The organism is Brachybacterium sp. AOP43-C2-M15, from assembly GCF_052446295.1.
Lineage (GTDB): Bacteria > Actinomycetota > Actinomycetes > Actinomycetales > Dermabacteraceae > Brachybacterium.
This window is the reverse complement of the sequence record NZ_JBQSWB010000005.1, coordinates 240,142-256,485: the sequence shown is the minus strand read 5'-3', so window position 1 is coordinate 256,485 and position 16,344 is coordinate 240,142. Positions and strand designations below refer to the sequence as shown.

The window sequence follows — 16,344 nt, the reverse complement described above, 5'->3', positions numbered from 1 at the left end:
TCGGACTTCGGGGCGCCTCTCCTTGCTCTCGACGCTAAGGACGCGGGGACCTGCACGCAAACGCGACACGCGCGTGTCGCGCCTCCGGACGGAGCAGATCACCGCGCCGGGGCATCCGGTCGCGCGACGGACCGTCCTCGGGCGGGCTCAGCGCGGGATGGGCGGGGCCCGGCGGGCTCAGCGCGTGACGGGCGCGACCGGGGAGGAGACGTCGATGACGGTGCCGGGCGAGTCCAGCAGCGCCTCGACCACCTCGGCCTTGAGCTCCGCATCGTGCGCGTCGCCCCAGACGACGGTCTTGCTGCCGCCGTCCTCGAGAGCGAGCACCACGGTGACGTCGCTCGCGCTGGAGGCGGTGACCTCCTGCACCGCGCCCCGCAGGGGCTCGGGCATCCCTGCGAGCACCCGGCTCATCGCGATCGCGGCCCCGTCGGGGTCCGCGGCAGCGGGGTCGACGGTGAGGGGGACCAGCTCCGCCCCCTCCCCCGCGGCGCCGGGCAGCTCCTCGCCCTCGGCGTCGACCACGGCGGTGCTGCCGTCGGTGCGGGTGAGCAGACCGACCGGTTCGGACTCCGTCACGGTGACCCGCACGCCGTCCGGCCAGTCGCGCTCGACCTCGACCGCCGCGATCCCGGGCACCTCGGCGACGCCTGCGGAGATCGCACCCTCGGGCAGCAGCAGGATGCTGCGACCCAGGTGCGGGTCGACGGCCGCGCGGACGTCCTCCTCCTGGACGTACCCGGTGCCCTCCACGGCGACCTGCTCGACCTGCAGGGCAGGCAGGAAGATCGCGGTGACCAGCGCCGCGACGAGCACCAGCACCGTGGCGGCGGCGCCGGCGAGGATCGCGCGCCGACGCCGGCGCCAGGGTCGGCCGACCACCATCTCGCGGAAGCGCCCGGCGGCCTGGACCACACGGCCGCCGCCGGTCCCCTCGGCGTCGTCGGTCGAGGGCGACGGGTCCGCGGTGGGACGGGGGCGGCCGACGGCGCGCGAGCTCCGGCGCGGATCCGGGGAGGGCGCGGAGGCGGATCCGGCGGACGCCGACGCCGAGGCGGACGGGGCCGAGCGCGCCGACGGGGCGGACGGTGCCGACCGGGCCGACGAGGCAGACCGGGCTGACGGGGCCGACCGTGCCGATGGGGCCGATCGCGCGGGGCTCGCCGAGGGGGCGAGGCCGCGGCGCGAGTCGCGGGCGGTGCCCCGCTGATCGCTCGTGCGCGGCTCGGCGCTCGCCTGACCGGCGTGCTCCTGACCGGGGTGCTCCTGAGCGATGTGCTGCGGAGACGCGGCATCGGCCGTCTCCGACGGGCTCAGGGGGCGCGCGGGCGCGGCGGGAGCGGACGGCCGTCCGCCCGTCCGCGGCCGGGGAGCGCTGGGACGGCGAGGCATCAGGCGCAGCCTCGGAGGGCTTCGAGGCGGGTCATCACACCGGGGGTGAGGTCGACGACGTCCCCCGCGCCGAGCATGAGCAGGAGGTCACCGGGACGGGCGACCTCGGCGACGGCCGCGGCCGAGGACGCCTCGTCCTCGAGGGGCGTGACCGTCCCGGCCGCGAGGTCCGTGATGGTGCGCGCGTCCACCGTGGGGTCGGGGTCCTCGCGGGCGGCGTAGACGGGCAGCACCCAGGCCCGGTCCGCGGCGGAGAGGGCGGCGGCGAAGTCGACCGCGAAATCGCGGGTGCGGGAGAACAGGTGCGGCTGGAAGAGAACCAGCACGCGTCCCGGATCCGGCTGCGCGGCGACGATGCCGCGGGCTGCGGCGATGGTCGCGGCGACCTCGCGGGGATGGTGGGCGTAGTCGTCCACCACGGTCACTCCCCCGGCGACGCCGGCGACGTCGAAGCGGCGCGAGGCCCCGGTGAAGACGGACAGCCCGGCGGCGAGGTCCCGAGGGGCCGCCGCGGGCACGGCGGCCGCGGTCGCGGCGAGCGCGCCCAGGGCATTGAGCACGTTGTGGTGGCCGGTCACGGACAGCTCGACGGTGAGCGGCCCCTGCGGGGTGTCCACCTCGATCTCGGCGCCGCGGGTGCCGCTGCGCTCCTCGCGCAGCGACCACTGGGCGTCCTCGTCGGTGCCGTAGCGGATCACGGCGGTGCCGCGATCGGCGGCCCGGTCGCCGAGGGCGCGGGCACCGGGGTCGTCGGCGCACACCACGAGGGTCCCGCCCTCGGGGATGTGTCCGGTGAGGGCGTCGAAGGCGGCGATGAGCGTGGACTCGTCGCCGTGGAAGTCGAGATGGTCGGGCTCGAGATTGGTGACCACGAGCGCGCGGGGGGCGAAGGCGAGGAAGGAGCCGTCGGACTCGTCGGCCTCGACCACCGCGAGCCCCGGCGCCGCTCCCGCGGAACCGGGAGTCCGCGAGGTCCCGGTCGCCGGCTCCGCGACCGGGGGCACCGCGGCCAGCCCGGCGTTGCGTCCCAGGTCGGGGACCGCGGCGCCGAGGGCCCAGGCCGGGTCGAGTCCCGCGCCGCGGAGCGCCGTGACCGCCATCCCGGTGGTGGTGGTCTTGCCGTGGGTGCCCGCGACGGCCACCAGCTCGCGGTCCGCGAGCAGCCCGGCCAGGGCCGCGGCGCGATGGATGACGGGGATCCCGCGCTCGCGAGCCGCGCGCACCTCGGGGTTGTCCGCGCGGACCGCCGTGGAGACGATCACCAGGTCGAGGTCCTCCGCGAGGAGGGCGGCGTCGAAGCCGATGCCGATGCGGGCCCCGGACTCGCGCAGCGGGGCGATGAACTGACCGTCCTGCGAGTCCGAACCGCTCACGGCGAGGCCGGCCTCGAGCGCGAGGCGGGCCACGGCGCTCATCCCCGCCCCGCCGATCCGCACCACGTGCACCGAGCGGACCACCGCGTCCCGGGGCCAGTCGGGCCTGGTGACGACCTCGCCGGCGCGCAGGATCGTGCGCACCGTCACCGGCGGGGCGGGAGCGTTCTGGGGGGCCGAAGTCATGAGGTCACCGTAGTCCGCCGGGACGGATCACCGGGTCAGGCTCGGCGTGCGACGCCGGTCACGACGTCCGCCATCACCTCGGCGGCGTCGCTGATGCCGAAGGCGCGCGAGGCGTCGGCCATCGCCCGCAGCCGCTCCTCGTCCTGGAGCAGCGGCAGCACCTCCTCGCGCAGCCGGCCGGCGTCGAGCTCCGCGTCGGGGACCATCAGCGCGCCGCCCGCGGCGACGACCTCCTGACCGTTCAGCGCCTGCTCGCCGTTGCCGATCGGCAGCGGCACCAGCACGGCGGGCAGTCCCACGGCGGTGAGCTCGCAGACGGTCCCGGCACCGGAACGGGTCAGGGCCAGATCGGCGGCCGCGTAGGCGTCCTCCATCGCGGTGACGTACTCCACCACCCGGTACCCCTCGCGCTCCCGGATCCCCTCGGCCTTGCCGCGCCCGGTGACATGGAGGATCTGGGCACCGGCGGCGACGATGCTCTCGGCGGCCTCCGCGACCGCGGCATTGAGCCGCTGGGCGCCCAGGGACCCGCCCGTGGCCAGGAGCACCGGGCGTGAAGGGTCCAGTCCGTGGCGGCGCACGGCCTCCTCCCGGCGGACGGCGCGGTCCAGGTGCGCCACCGCCTCGCGCATGGGCATCCCGATGCGGCGCGCACCGGGCAGGGTGGAGCCGTCGAAGGCGGTGAGCACGGCGGCGGCGCGGCGGGCGCCGAGACGGTTGGCCAGGCCCGGCCGGCGGTTCGCCTCATGGACCACCAGAGGGCGGCGCAGCGAGGCGGCGGCGAGGTACGCGGGAGGGCAGACGTAGCCGCCGAACCCGGCGACGACGTCGATCTCGCGCTCGCGCAGGACGGAGCGGACCTGGCGCAGGGTGGCGCCGAAGCGGCCCGGGAAGCGCAGCGCCGTGAGGTCCGGGCGGCGCGGGAAGGGCACCTTGTCGATGGTGAGCAGCTCGTACCCGGCGGCGGGCACGAGATCCGCCTCGAGACCCGCCTGCGTCCCGAGCACGAGGACCTCCGCCTCGGGGCTGCGGCGGGAGATCTGAGCGGCGGTGGCCAGCAGCGGCGAGACGTGCCCGGCGCTGCCGCCCCCGGCCAGGAGGATGCGCGGTGCGGTGGTGGACATCAGGACCTTCGGGAGGAGGGGGCGGAGCCGCGGCCGGAGCGCCGCGTGCGGGAGGAGGACGAGGCCGAGCGCTTCGGGGTCGAGCGCTTCGAGGTCGGGCCCTTCGAGGTCGGGCCCTTCGAGGTCGGGCTCTTCGCCTTCGCGGCACCTGACCGCGTCGCGCCGCGGCCGCTCGCCGCGGGGGCGGCCGTCTTCTCGCGCCGGGCGGGCAGCACGCTGATCGAGCGGCGCACCGAGGTCACGCGGGCTCCGATCGCCTCGGCGGCGCCGGGCTCGCGGCGGGCGAAGGAGATCAGCACCCCGAGCGCCGCCATCGAGGCGAGCAGGGCGGACCCGCCCGAGGAGATGAACGGCAGCGGGACGCCGATGACCGGCAGCAGCCCGGTGACCACCATCATGTTCACGAAGGCCTGGCCCAGCAGCCAGGCGCTGATCCCTGCGACGGTGATCTGCATGAAGTGGTCGTCGAGGCGGGTGATCATGCGGAACATGAGCAGAGCGAGAACGGTGAACAGCAGCAGCACGCCGAGCGTGCCGATCAGTCCCAGCTCCTCGCCGATGATCGCGAAGATGTAGTCGTCCTCCGCGGCGGGAAGGCGGCCCCACTTCTGACGGGACTGGCCCAGACCCACACCCCACCAGCCGCCCTCGGCGAGGCCCATCAGTCCCTGGTCCGACTGGTAGCAGGAGTCGCCCTCGCAGATCCCGTGGAGCCAGTTGGTGATGCGCGCCATGCGGTTGGCGCTGGTGACGGTGAGGACGGCGATCCCGACCAGTCCGACGGCGCCGGCGGCGAGGAACCAGCGCCGCGGGATGCCGGCCACCCACACCGCACCGGCGACGAGCATCGCCATGATGAGCATCGTGCCGAGGTCGCGGCCGAGCATGACGAGACCGAGCGCCAGCACCACGCCGGGGACCATCGGCACGAGGAGGTGGAAGGGACGGTGCAGCAGCGGGCGCTTCGTGGCCAGGAGCGCTCCCAACCAGACCGCGAGCGCGAGCTTCAGGAACTCGGAGGGCTGGAGGGTCTGGCCGCCGATGCGGATCCAGTTCTGGTTGCCGTCGACCGCCCACCCCAGTCCGGGCACGAAGACCAGGCACTGCAGCGCGAGTCCGAGCCCGAGCAGGGGCCAGGCGGCCCGCCGGTAGAACCCGGGGCGGAGCAGCGCGGCGGCCACCAGGGCCACCAGGCCCATCCCCGCGAAGGTGCCCTGCCGGATCAGGCCGGCGAACCCCGAGGCGCCGCGGGAGATGTTCCCCACCGAGCTCGAGGACAGCACCATGACCAGGCCCACGCCGATCATCAGGGTGCCGATGACGATGAGTCCGTAGAAGTCGAGCGCCGGGGACTTCAGCCAGCCGCCCACGCCCTCGCGGACCCGGCCGCCGATGTTGCCCAGCGGCTGGTCCTCATCGGGTCGCACGACGCCTGCGGACCGCCGGGCGTCCGCACGGGACCCCCGCCGGGTGTCCTCGATCGTCATGCGCGCTCTCCTGGCAGTCGGGTCACGGCCGCCGCGAACAGATCCCCCCGTTCCGCGTAGTCACGGAACTGGTCGATGGAGGCGGCCGCGGGAGCCAGCAGCACGACGTCCCCCGCCGAGGCGAGGGAGCGGGCGGCACGGACCGCGTCCTCCATCAGCCGGGTGCGTCCGGCGACGTCGTCAGTGTCGCCCGGATCGATGCGGCGGACGGGGACCTCGGGCGCGTGTCGCGTCAGCGCCTCGGTGAACGGGGCGGCATCGCGGCCCAGGAGCACCACGCCGACCAGCCGTTCGCGGGCCACGGAGATCAGCGGGTCGAGGTCCGCGCCCTTGGTGTCGCCGCCGGCGATCCAGACCACGCGCTCGGCGGCGCACAGGGACGCGGCCGCGGCGGCAGGGTTGGTGGCCTTGGTGTCGTCGACGAAGCCGATGCCGTCGACGGTCGCGAGATGCTGGGCACGATGGCTGCCCATCCGGTAGGCACGCAGTCCGTCGCGCACCGCCCGGGGCTCGACCCCGTGAGCGCGCGCGAGCGCGGCGGCGGCCAGGGCGTCGATCAGGACGTGGGGGCCGGCGCCCTGCGGGCCCAGGTGGGCGAGGTCCGAGAGGGTCGCGAGCTCTGCGGCCGCGGTGCGCCGCTCGTCGAGGAAGGCACGGTCCACGAGCAGGTCGTCGATCAGCCCGAGCTCGGAGAGACCGGGGGTCCCCAGGCCGATGCCGACGGCCCGGGCACCCTCGACCACGTCGGCCTCCTCGACCAGGGCGAGGGTCGCGGGATCGGCCACGTTGTAGACGCACGCGGTGCGCACGCCCTGGTAGATGCGCCCCTTGGCGCGGGCGTACGCCTCGGTGCCGCCATGCCAGTCCAGGTGGTCGGCGCTGACGTTCAGGACCGCCGCCGCCTCGCAGTCCAGGTGCTGGGTCCAGTGGAGCTGGAAGCTGGAGAGCTCGATCGCGAGCACGTCGAAGCCCTCGGGGTCCAGGGCCGCCTCGATCACCGGCAGGCCCACATTCCCGCAGGCGACGGCGCGCAGGCCCGCATGCTGCAGGATCGACTCGAGCATGGTGACCGTGGTGGTCTTCCCGTTGGTGCCGGTGATGCCGAGCCAGGCGGGGCCGTCGGCGGCCTGCATCCGGCGCGCGAGCTCGATCTCGCTCCACACCGGGATCCCGGCCGCGGCCGCGGCCGCCAGCAGCGGCTGGTCGGGGCGCCAGCCCGGGGAGGTGACCACGAGGTCGACCTCGCGGTCCGAGGGCAGGGAGCGGGTGTGCTCCGCGCCGAGGCGGACCTCGACCCCGAGCACCTCGAGGACCCGGGCGCGCTCGAGCAGCTCGGGGGTCTCGGAGCCGTCGACCACGAGGACCCGGGCGCCGCGCTGCATGGTCTGGTCCGCGACCGCGTAGCCCGAGATGCCGAAGCCGGCCACCAGGATCCGCAGCCCGCTCACGTCGAGACCGGGCCAGGAGCGCTCCTCGACACCCGGCCGCTGCTCGACACCCGAGTGCTGTTCGAGGCCGGAGTCCTGCTCGTCACCGGCGCGGCGATCGTCCCCCGCCCGGCGCCCGCCGCCGGCGCGGCGCGCGATCGGGTCCTGCGGGGCGGTCATGAGGTGAGCCTCGGCAGGGCGTCGAGGTAGAAGGCGCCGAGGCCGACGCCCGCGAGGATGCCGGCGACGATCCAGAAGCGGACCACGATCGTGACCTCGTTCCACCCCTTGAGCTCGAAGTGGTGCTGGAGCGGCGCCATCCGGAACACCCGCTTGCCGGTGAGCTTGAAGCTCGTGACCTGGATGATGACGGACAGCGAGATGATCACGAACAGGCCGCCGATGATCGCGCCGAGGATCTCGGTGCGGGAGACGATGGTCAGCCCCGCGATCGCGCCGCCGAGGGCGAGCGAGCCGGTGTCACCCATGAAGATCTTGGCCGGCGAGGTGTTCCACCACAGGAATCCGACGCAGGCGCCGATGATCGCCGCGCACAGCACGGCCGTGTCCAGGGGGTCTCGGGCGTCGTAGCAGTGCACCACTCCCCCGGCGCCGAGGTCGACATTGCACACCTGCCGCCACTGCCAGAAGCTGATGATGAGGTACGCGGCGGTGAAGATGATGGTCGCGCCGCTGGCCAGGCCGTCGAGGCCGTCGGTCAGGTTCACGCCGTTGGACCACGCGGCGACCAGGAAGTTCGCCCAGATCGCGAACAGCAGGAAGCCGACGACGGTGCCCAGGAAGGCCAGGTCCAGCCAGGGGATGTCGCGCACGAAGGAGATGTGCGTCGAGGCCGGGCTGTTGCCGTTCTCGTCGGGGAACAGCAGGGCCATGACCGCGAAGGCTGTCGCGACCACGAACTGGCCGACGAGCTTGTACCGGGGGCGCAGGCCGGTGCTGTCCTGCTGGGAGATCTTGAGGTAGTCGTCGAGGAATCCGACCACGCCGAGGCCGACGGTCAGGAACAGCACCAGCAGCACCGACACGCTGGGCGAGCTCCACAGCACCAGGTGGGTGAGGAAGTAGGCCACCAGCACCGCGAGGATGATCGCGACGCCGCCCATGGTCGGGGTGCCGCGCTTGGTGGCATGCGTGGTCGGGCCGTCGTCGCGGACGAACTGTCCGTAGCCGCGGCGCTCGAGGACCTTGATGAACAGGGGGGTGCCCAGGATCGAGAGCGCGAGCGCGAGCGCGCCCGAGATGATGATCGCGATCATTCCTGGTCCCCCGTCCCGCTCATCCCGTCGTGGCCGCCGCGCTGGTCGAGGTGCTCGACGAGAGGGCCGGCGATGCGCCGCAGGCCCGCGTCACGGGACGACTTCAGCAGCACCGCGTCTCCGGGCCGCACCGTACGTTGTAGCACAGCGATCGCCTCCTCCACGGTGTCGAGGTACTCGGACTCCCCGCCGAAGCTGCCCTCGAGGCTCGCCCCGTGGTGGATCGGGGCGGCCCCGTCGCCGACCACGTAGAGCTGTCCGATGTTCAGGCGCACCGCGAGTCGGCCCAGCTCGTCGTGCAGGCGGGTGCTGTCGGCCCCCAGCTCGAGCATCTCGCCGAGCACCGCGATGGTGCGGTGGGTGCGGCCGAGGTGCGCGAGAGTCTTCAGCGCCTGGCGCATGGAATCGGGGTTCGCGTTGTAGGCGTCGTCGATGATCAGCGCCCCGCCGGCCGGCAGCGCCTGCATCCGCTGGGCGGAGGCGAGGGTGGCGCCCTCGAGGGCGCCCGTCGCCGTGGCGGGGTCCGCACCGGCGCACACGGCGGCGGTCAGGGCCGCCAGCACGTTCGCGGCCTGGTGCTCGCCGAGCAGATCGGGGCGGACCGGGAAGCTGCCGGGGGCGACGGCGTCGCCGTGCAGGGTGGTCAGCCCCTCGGGGACCACCAGATCGAAGCTCACCCGTGCCCGGTCGTCCAGGGCGAGGTCGGCACCGCGGACGTCGCCGACGGTGAAGCCCCAGCTGACCACCGGCGCGGTGGAGCGGGACGCCATCGCGAGGACCAGACGGTCCTCGGCGTTCAGGATCGCCCGACCGTTCGGGCCGAGGGCCTCGACCAGCTCGCCCTTGGCCCGGGCGGTCGCCTCGATCCCGCCGAACTCGCCCAGGTGGGCGGAGCCCACGTTGAGCACGAGCGCGATGTCGGGCCGGGCGATCGCGGTGAGCTGGGCGATGTGCCCGATGCCGCGCGCCCCCATCTCCAGGACGAGGAAGCGGGTGCCGGCGTCGAGTCGCAGCACGGTCAGCGGCAGGCCCAGCTCGTTGTTCAGGCTCCCGGCCGGGGCGATGGTGGGGCCCTGGGCGGACAGGACCGTGCCCAGCAGATCCTTGGTGCCGGTCTTCCCGGCGCTGCCGGTGACCGCGAGGACCACCAGCTCAGGGTTCTCCTCGCGTGCCCGCTCGAGCTGGGCGGCCGCGAGCTGCGACAGCGCCTCGCGCACGTCGCCGACCCGCACCGCGGGGACGCCACGATCCTCGCTGACCAGAGCGAGGGCGGCGCCGGAGTGTCGAGCCGCGTCGAGGAAGTCGTGGCCGTCGACGTTCTCGCCGAGGAAGGCGGCGAACAGGTCGCCGCCGGAGACCTCGCGGGAGTCGATGCGTGCGGTGCCGGTGACGAGCTCGTCCCCGGTCGCGCCTCCCACGAGCGCACCGCCGGTGAGGGCGGCGATCTCGCGTGCCGTGGTGTGGAGCATGCTCAGCGTCCTTCGTGCCGGGTCTCGGCGTTGTCGGCGGTGTCGGCGCCTCCGCGCGCCGTGCGTGGATCCCGCAGCGCATCCCGGAGCCGGAGGCGGTCATCGAACGGCTGGACGATACCGCCGATCTGCTGTCCGGTCTCGGCCCCTTTGCCCGCCACGAGGATGGTGTCGGACACGTCCGCCAGGTGGACGGCGAGCGCGATCGCCTCCCCGCGCCCGTCCACCTCGTGGACCTGCGCGTTCGCGTCCGCGGGCACACCGTCGAGGACGGCGCGGCGGATGGCGGCCGGGTTCTCGGTGCGGGGGTTGTCGTCCGTGACGATCACCACGTCCGCGAGGCGCGCGGCGACCTCGCCCATGTGCGGGCGCTTGCCGCGGTCGCGGTCGCCTCCGGCCCCCATGACCACCAGGAGCCGACGGGTCCGCGGCACGGCGCGCAGTGTGGTGAGCGCCTGTTCGAGGGCATCGGGGGTGTGGGAGTAGTCGACCACGCCGAGGATCGGCTCCTCGGCGACGGGCTCCATCCGACCGGGGACGGTCCCCGCCTCGCCGAGAGTGCGGGTGAGCTCGGGGCCGCGACGGCCGATCGCGGCCAGCAGCAGCTCGGAGGCGAGGGTGTTGGCGACGTAGTGGCGACCCGGCAGGGCCGCATGCAGGGTGCGCTCCCCCTCGGGTCCGTCGACGACGAAGGCGGTGCCGTAGCCCTCCGGGCGGAGATCGCGCGCGCGATGGTCCGCCTCGACGTCCTCGCGGGTGGTGTACGTGGTCACCGGGATCTCCGCCTCCCGGGCCAGGCGCCGCCCCCACGGGTCGTCCACGCAGATCACCCCGACCCGCGCGTGCGCGGGTGTGAACAGGGTGCGCTTCGCCTCGTAATAGGCCTCCATGGTGCCGTGGAAGTCGAGGTGGTCCTGGCTGAGGTTGGTGAAGCAGGCGACGTCGTAGACGACCTCGTCCGCCCGGTGCAGCACCAGCGCGTGGCTGGAGACCTCCATCGAGACCACCTCGACGGCGTCCTCGGCCATGCGGGCCAGCAGCCCGTGCAGCTCCGGCGCCTCGGGGGTGGTGCGGACGGTGGCGATCGCGTGGTCCTCCCCCGTCGCGTCCCGGTAGCTGGTGCCCGAGGTGCCGATCGCGCCCGCGGGCACGCCGAGGGCGTGCAGCGTGCGGGTGATGGCGGTGGTGATCGAGGTCTTGCCGTTGGTCCCGGTCACGCCGATCGTGGCGAGCTTCGCGGCGGGGCGGCCCTGGACCAGGGCGGCGGCCGTCGCCGTGGCCGCGCGGGCATCGGGGACGACCAGGACGGGGAGCCCTGCGGCCTCGCACCGCTCCCGCCCCGCGGGATCGGTGAGCGCCATCGCGGCCCCGAGGCCCGCGGCCTGTGCGGCGAACTCGGCGCCGTGGGCATTCGCCCCGGGCAGCGCGCACCAGAGGTCCCCGGGCTCCACGGAGCGGGAGTCGAGGGTGACGCCGTGCAGCACCGCGTCGGTCCCGGGGTCCTCGGCCCCGAGGGCGCGGGCGAGGGCGACCGCGCCCGCGCCGAGGGGGCGACGCGGGCGGGCCGGTTCGGGGACGGGCTCGAGAAGCTCGCTCATGAGGACGCGCTCACCATTCGTTCTCGAGCTCGCGGGGCGCCGCGCCGGTGGGCGGGATCCCCTGGTTCTGCAGGGTGAAGGTGGTCAGCTCGGAGAAGGCGGGGGCGGCCGCCCGGGCTCCGGAGATGAAGGTGTTCAGGCCGAAGACGAACACGCCGATGACGATCTCCGGATCGTCCGCGGGTGCGAAGCCGATGAAGGAGGCGGTGTAGGTGCCGTCGGCGACCTGGGCGGTGCCGGTCTTGCCCGCGACCGCGTAGCCGGTGACGCTCGCGGCGGAGTTCCCGTCCTCGACCGAGTTGTCCATCAGCGCCAGCATCGTCTCGGCGGTGCCGCTGGAGATCACGCGGGTGCTCTCGGGCTCGCCGAGGGGGCGCACCGAGCCGTCGTCCTGACGCACGCCCTTGATCAGGGAGGGCTCGACCCGCACGCCGTCGTTGGCGAAGGTGCCGACGGCGGAGACCATCTGGAGGGCGTTGACGCTGTAGCCCTGCCCGAAGGACGTGGTGAACCGGGTGCGTCCGGTCCAGTCCTCGGCAGGGTGCACGATCCCGGCGGATTCGCCGGGCAGCTCCACGCCGGTCCTCTCCCCCAGCCCGAAGGCCTTGAGGTAGTCGTAGCGGACCTGGGGGGTGAGGGTCTCGGAGATCTGCACGGTGCCGACGTTGGAGCTGTTCTTCAGCACCCCGGCGAGGGTGAGCTGCTGGTCGGGATGGACGTGCGAGTCCTTGATGCGCTCCCCGTCGAACCACATCTCGTGGGGGACCTCGTACTCCGTCTCGGGGGTGACGGTGCCCTCCTCGAGGGCGGCGGCCACCGTGAACAGCTTGCCGGTCGAGCCGGGCTCGAACACGTTGGAGATGGAGCGGTTGCCGCGGTCCTGCTCCTCGGCGGCGCCGGGGTCGTTGGGGTCGTAGCTGGGGTACTCGGCGAGGGCGAGGACCTCCCCGCTCTTCGCGTTGAAGGCGACGGCGCTGCCGCCGGTGGCACCGTGCTGCTCGACGGCGCCGGCCACGATCTGCTGGGCCTTCCACTGCAGGTCGCGGTCGATCGTGAGCACGATGTCGCTGCCGTCGACCGCGGGGGTGGTCTCCTGCTTCCCGGTGGGGATGATCTGCCCCTGGGCGCCGCGCTCGTAGCTGGTCCTGCCGTCGGTGCCGCGCAGCTCCTCGTCGAAGGAGAGCTCGGTGCCGGCCAGGGCGTTGCCGTCGGAGCTGACGAAGCCGAGGATGTTCCCGCCGACGGAGCCGGCCGGGTAGATGCGATCGGCCACGCGGTCCGCGCCGATGCCGGGGATCCGCAGGGCGATCACGGCGTCGCGCACCTCGGGCTCGACGTTCTTGCGCAGGTAGGCGAAGCCGGCATCGCCGGTGAGCGCCTCCTCCGTCTTGGCGGCCGACCATCCCAGGACCGGGGCGAGCTCCGCCGCGGCGGCCTCGACCCCGGTGGACTCGGCGGTCGTCGAGCCCTGTCGGTACTCGTCGACCTGGGTCTGGTTGACCCAGAGGTCGTAGCGCTCGACGGAACTGGCCAGGACCGTGCCCTCACGGTCGGTGATCTCGCCGCGGAGGGCGGGGATCGTGCGGGAGACGGTGCGCTGGGCGATCGCCTCCTCGGCGCGGGCGCTCGCGTCCAGCCCCTGCACCCACACCAGACGCCCGGAGATCGTGAGCACGGCGATCAGGATCAGGCAGATGAGCAGGCGGTGCCGGGTGGAGGGATCCCCGAGGCGGGCCTGCGGGATGCGCGAGTGCAGCGTCCCGCCGTCGCCGGCGCGACCGGACCCCGTCGCGGAGCGGGGACGGCGGGTCCCACCCGCGGAGCGGGCGGTGGTCTTCCTGCCGTTCCTGCGCGGTGACGTCATCCTCAGGCCCCTTCGTTGCCCATGCCGTGGTACGCCGTGGGCTGGTCGTAGATCTGAGCCGGCGGCACGGCGACCTCTGCGGGCACCTCCGCGAGCTCCGGATTGGCCTCAGTCTGCGCCGTCGGTGACGTCTCGCCGATGATCTCGCCCGTGTCGAGGTCGATGTATGCCGGATCCGACACCGGGACCATGCCGATCTCGCGCGCCTGGCGCTCGAGCTCCTGCGGCGTGCCGAGTCGCTCATTGGTCTCGACCAGCGCCTGGCGCTCCTCGGTCAGCCGCTGGGACTGCCCCTGCAGGCGGGTGATCTCGTAGCTCGTGTCGGACATCTGGATGTTCAGGTAGAGCAGCGCGGCGAGGGTCGCGGCGACGATGAGGGTGCACAGCAGCGTGAACGGCATCGAGCTGCCGCCGGCCTTCGGCGCGGCGACGACGGTGAGCCGGGGGCGCGAGGAGGTGTGCTTCGATGCCCCGCGAACAGGACGGATCGCGGGCGCATGAACGGCTGACGTGCTGGCCATCTCAGTGTGCTCTCTCAGCGGGTCGGGTACGGGTCAGTGCGCGCAGCCGGACGGAGGCCGCGCGCGAGTTGGTGCCGCGCTCGGTGTCGTCGGCCTGGAGGGCGCCGCGCACGAGCGGGGTGAACGAGGGCTTGTGCTCCTCCAGCTCGACCGGGAGGCCGGGCGGGGCGGAGGAGCGGGTGCGCCGCGTGAAGGCCGTCTTGACCAGTCGGTCCTCACCGGAGTGGTAGGACTCCACGACGATGCGTCCGTCGACCAGGAGGCTGTCCAGCGCCGACTCGATCGCCGAGGCGAGGATCTCGAGCTCCTCGTTGACGGCGATGCGCAGCGCCTGGAAGGTGCGCTTGGCGGGGTGGCCGCCGCTCGCCTTGGACGCGGCGGGGATCGCCCGGTCCAGCAGCTCGACCAGCTCCCCGCTGCGGGTCAGCGGCGCCCCCTGTCGGTGCTCGACGATGCGGCGGGCGATCCGCTTGGCGAAGCGCTCGTCGCCGAGGTCGCGCAGGATCCGCGCGATCTCCGCCTCCGGCAGGTCGCGCAGCAGGTCCGCCGCGGTGGGCCCGTCCGAGGCCGTGTCCATCCGCATGTCCAGCGGGGCGTCGACCGAGTAGGAGAACCCGCGATCCGCGGTGTCGATCTGGAAGCTCGAGAGCCCCAGGTCCATCATCACCGCATGGGCGCCGGGCAGACCCAGGTCCTCGAGCACCTCGGGGATCCTGTCGTAGGTGGAGTGGACCAGGGTGGCCCGCTCCCCCACGCCGGCGCGGTCCAGTCGCTGCCGAGCGAGGGCGAGGGCCTCGGGGTCGCGATCGATGCCGACCAGTCGCGCCCGGGGAGCCGCCTCGAGGACGGCGGCCGCGTGACCGCCCATGCCGAGAGTGGCGTCGACGTAGATCGACCCCGGCTCCTGCAGGGCGGGGAGCAGCAGCTGGACGGAGGTGTCGAGGAGGACGGGGACGTGCCGGTCCTCGGCAGGTCTCTGGTCGTGGTCCTGGTCCATGTCACCCCTCCCCTGGGCTCGTGCTGTGGTGCTGTGTGTGCGGCGGTCCGGGCCCTGCGGCCCTGCCCGACTCCGCGGTTCCTCCGCGGTGCCGTCCTGCCAGATTCCCCGTCGTTCCCGACCCGCCACCGGGGAAGTTGCGTCGGGGCGGGAACGACGAGAGGTCTCACAGGACGGATGTCCTTCGAGTCGAGCTCAGAACAGGCCCGGGATCACCTCCTCGGAGGTCTCCGCGAAGCCCTCCTCCTTCTGCTCGAGGTAGGCCTCCCAGGCCGGGAGCGACCAGACCTCGAGGCGGTCGAGCGCGCCGATGACGGCGCATTCCCGATCCAGGCCCGCATAGGTGCGCAGGTGGTTCGAGATGGTGATGCGGCCCTGCTTGTCGGGGATCACGTCCTCGGCGCCGGACATCAGCACGCGGAGGTAGTCGCGGGTGCGCCGATCGGTGGTGGGCGCCCGGCGGGCCTCCTCGAGCTTCTCGCGGAACTCCATGAGCGGGTACACGGCGATGCAGTGCTCCTGTCCACGAGTCATGACCAGCCCCGAGGCGAGCTCGTCCCGGAACTTCGCCGGGAAGATCAGGCGGCCCTTCTCGTCGAGCTTGGGCGTGTAGGTGCCGAGGAACATCCACGCCCTCCTTCACCTGCCGCGACTCGCGATCCGGACTCCATCTCCTCCCAACACGCTCCACTTTACCCCACTACTCCCCACTTCGAGGCTCAGATTCCCCGAGAAGCTCCAGATTCGCTCGAAAAGCGCAGGTCAGAGTGGTGGAGGAAGGTGGGGGGAAATTCTGGTCACGCGCGCCGTGCACGCCCTCACGCCGCCGGCTCCGCGCCGCTCGTTCCCGGCGCTCCCCGGGTCACGGCAGCGGAAGCGCAGGCCAACGGGCCGCGACTCCCCCGGCGCGAGCGCGGGGAGGGCGGTGGAGGGCGGCCGAGCACGGGCGGGGAGCGGAAGGGAGGATCCCCGGGGAGCGTCGTGGAGGACCCTCGGCGAGCGTCGCGGAGGACCCTCAGCGAGCGTCGCGGGGAGAGTCGGGGAGCGTCGGGGAGAGTGCCGGGGAGCGATGCGCAGGACCCCGGGGAGGACGGCGGAGGAACCTTCCCGGCGCTCCGGACATGACGACGCCCCGGCTCCGAGGAGCCGGGGCGTGGAAGGTCGTCAGTGCGGTCGGGCCGCGGGGCGGCGGTCCAGGGTCAGAGGCGCGGGTCGTCCCCGGCGCGCTTCTCCCAGCGCTCCTCCATCTTGCGCATGAAGCTGCCGCTGCCGTCGTCACCGCGGGGCGCGCTCGGTCCCGAGCCTCCGCCACGGCCGCCGTCGTCGGTGGAGTCGGTGTCCTCGGAGGTCCCCCCGGGGGCGGTGATCGCGTAGACCGCACCGGCGAGCATGCCGATGAAGGCGATCACGCCGAGCCAGACGGCGGGAAGGCTCACGGCGAGGACCAGCACGCCGAGGCCCACGACCACGGCACCGAGCCCGATGAGGATGCGGCGCCCGTTGCGGCGCGGTGTCGTCTTGGGTGCGAATGCCCGTGCGAGGCGCGGATCGTCAGCGAAGAGCTGACGCTCCATCTCGTCGAGCATCTTCTGCTCGTGCTCAGACAGCGGCATGGTCCCGCTCCTTGTC

The 16,344-nt window shown here is 73.6% G+C and carries 13 protein-coding genes; all 13 read right to left on the bottom strand.

What is annotated here, in order from left to right; all coding sequences use genetic code 11:
• Window positions 1-177 precede the first annotated feature (177 nt).
• A complete protein-coding gene (locus ACT3SP_RS07705) occupies window positions 178-915 on the bottom strand; it encodes a cell division protein FtsQ/DivIB (RefSeq protein WP_444586678.1) in 738 nt (245 codons plus the stop codon).
• A 476-nt stretch (window positions 916-1,391) separates the two neighbouring features.
• Window positions 1,392-2,951, bottom strand: coding sequence for a UDP-N-acetylmuramate--L-alanine ligase (locus tag ACT3SP_RS07700; RefSeq protein ID WP_444586677.1), 1,560 nt, complete (start codon window positions 2,949-2,951; stop codon window positions 1,392-1,394).
• A 35-nt stretch (window positions 2,952-2,986) separates the two neighbouring features.
• Window positions 2,987-4,075: an undecaprenyldiphospho-muramoylpentapeptide beta-N-acetylglucosaminyltransferase gene (gene murG / locus ACT3SP_RS07695; RefSeq protein ID WP_444586676.1), complete on the bottom strand. Its 1,089-nt coding sequence runs from the start codon at window positions 4,073-4,075 to the stop codon at window positions 2,987-2,989.
• Window positions 4,075-5,562: a putative lipid II flippase FtsW gene (ftsW, locus tag ACT3SP_RS07690; RefSeq protein ID WP_444586675.1), complete on the bottom strand. Its 1,488-nt coding sequence runs from the start codon at window positions 5,560-5,562 to the stop codon at window positions 4,075-4,077. Before ftsW ends, murG begins: the two co-directional genes overlap by 1 nt.
• The gene (gene murD, locus ACT3SP_RS07685; RefSeq protein ID WP_444586674.1) at window positions 5,559-7,169 is read right to left on the bottom strand and encodes a UDP-N-acetylmuramoyl-L-alanine--D-glutamate ligase; all 1,611 of its coding nucleotides are present in this window, start codon (window positions 7,167-7,169) and stop codon (window positions 5,559-5,561) included. Before murD ends, ftsW begins: the two co-directional genes overlap by 4 nt.
• Window positions 7,166-8,266 (bottom strand): phospho-N-acetylmuramoyl-pentapeptide-transferase, encoded by a 1,101-nt coding sequence (mraY, locus tag ACT3SP_RS07680; RefSeq protein WP_444586673.1) that lies wholly within the window; start codon window positions 8,264-8,266, stop codon window positions 7,166-7,168. Before mraY ends, murD begins: the two co-directional genes overlap by 4 nt.
• The gene (locus tag ACT3SP_RS07675) at window positions 8,263-9,735 is read right to left on the bottom strand and encodes a UDP-N-acetylmuramoyl-tripeptide--D-alanyl-D-alanine ligase (RefSeq protein WP_444586672.1); all 1,473 of its coding nucleotides are present in this window, start codon (window positions 9,733-9,735) and stop codon (window positions 8,263-8,265) included. Before ACT3SP_RS07675 ends, mraY begins: the two co-directional genes overlap by 4 nt.
• A 2-nt stretch (window positions 9,736-9,737) precedes the next feature.
• Window positions 9,738-11,333, bottom strand: coding sequence for a UDP-N-acetylmuramoyl-L-alanyl-D-glutamate--2,6-diaminopimelate ligase (locus ACT3SP_RS07670; RefSeq protein ID WP_444586671.1), 1,596 nt, complete (start codon window positions 11,331-11,333; stop codon window positions 9,738-9,740).
• 10 nt (window positions 11,334-11,343) lie between these two features.
• Window positions 11,344-13,197, bottom strand: coding sequence for a peptidoglycan D,D-transpeptidase FtsI family protein (locus ACT3SP_RS07665; RefSeq protein ID WP_444586670.1), 1,854 nt, complete (start codon window positions 13,195-13,197; stop codon window positions 11,344-11,346).
• 2 nt (window positions 13,198-13,199) lie between these two features.
• Window positions 13,200-13,718, bottom strand: coding sequence for a hypothetical protein (locus tag ACT3SP_RS07660; RefSeq protein WP_444586669.1), 519 nt, complete (start codon window positions 13,716-13,718; stop codon window positions 13,200-13,202).
• 1 nt (window position 13,719) lies between these two features.
• Window positions 13,720-14,715, bottom strand: a complete 996-nt coding sequence (rsmH, locus tag ACT3SP_RS07655; RefSeq protein WP_444586668.1) for a 16S rRNA (cytosine(1402)-N(4))-methyltransferase RsmH — start codon at window positions 14,713-14,715, stop codon at window positions 13,720-13,722.
• A 195-nt stretch (window positions 14,716-14,910) separates the two neighbouring features.
• A complete protein-coding gene (gene mraZ / locus ACT3SP_RS07650) occupies window positions 14,911-15,342 on the bottom strand; it encodes a division/cell wall cluster transcriptional repressor MraZ (protein ID WP_444586667.1) in 432 nt (143 codons plus the stop codon).
• Between the two features lie 572 nt (window positions 15,343-15,914).
• Complete coding sequence (locus tag ACT3SP_RS07645; protein ID WP_444586666.1) at window positions 15,915-16,328, bottom strand: DUF3040 domain-containing protein; 414 nt, start codon at window positions 16,326-16,328, stop codon at window positions 15,915-15,917.
• Window positions 16,329-16,344 lie beyond the last annotated feature (16 nt).

Bases quoted from the DNA above. Each gene is read 5' to 3' on its own strand.
- rsmH (WP_444586668.1), bottom strand. From the start codon at position 14,715: ATGGACCAGGACCACGACCAGAGACCTGCCGAGGACCGGCACGTCCCC.
- ACT3SP_RS07665 (WP_444586670.1), bottom strand. From the start codon at position 13,197: ATGACGTCACCGCGCAGGAACGGCAGGAAGACCACCGCCCGCTCCGCG.
- mraZ (WP_444586667.1), bottom strand. From the start codon at position 15,342: ATGTTCCTCGGCACCTACACGCCCAAGCTCGACGAGAAGGGCCGCCTG.
- ACT3SP_RS07700 (WP_444586677.1), bottom strand. From the start codon at position 2,951: ATGACTTCGGCCCCCCAGAACGCTCCCGCCCCGCCGGTGACGGTGCGC.
- murG (WP_444586676.1), bottom strand. From the start codon at position 4,075: ATGTCCACCACCGCACCGCGCATCCTCCTGGCCGGGGGCGGCAGCGCC.
- murD (WP_444586674.1), bottom strand. From the start codon at position 7,169: ATGACCGCCCCGCAGGACCCGATCGCGCGCCGCGCCGGCGGCGGGCGC.
- ACT3SP_RS07660 (WP_444586669.1), bottom strand. From the start codon at position 13,718: ATGGCCAGCACGTCAGCCGTTCATGCGCCCGCGATCCGTCCTGTTCGC.
- ACT3SP_RS07670 (WP_444586671.1), bottom strand. From the start codon at position 11,333: ATGAGCGAGCTTCTCGAGCCCGTCCCCGAACCGGCCCGCCCGCGTCGC.
- mraY (WP_444586673.1), bottom strand. From the start codon at position 8,266: ATGATCGCGATCATCATCTCGGGCGCGCTCGCGCTCGCGCTCTCGATC.
- ACT3SP_RS07645 (WP_444586666.1), bottom strand. From the start codon at position 16,328: ATGCCGCTGTCTGAGCACGAGCAGAAGATGCTCGACGAGATGGAGCGT.
- ACT3SP_RS07675 (WP_444586672.1), bottom strand. From the start codon at position 9,735: ATGCTCCACACCACGGCACGCGAGATCGCCGCCCTCACCGGCGGTGCG.
- ftsW (WP_444586675.1), bottom strand. From the start codon at position 5,562: ATGACGATCGAGGACACCCGGCGGGGGTCCCGTGCGGACGCCCGGCGG.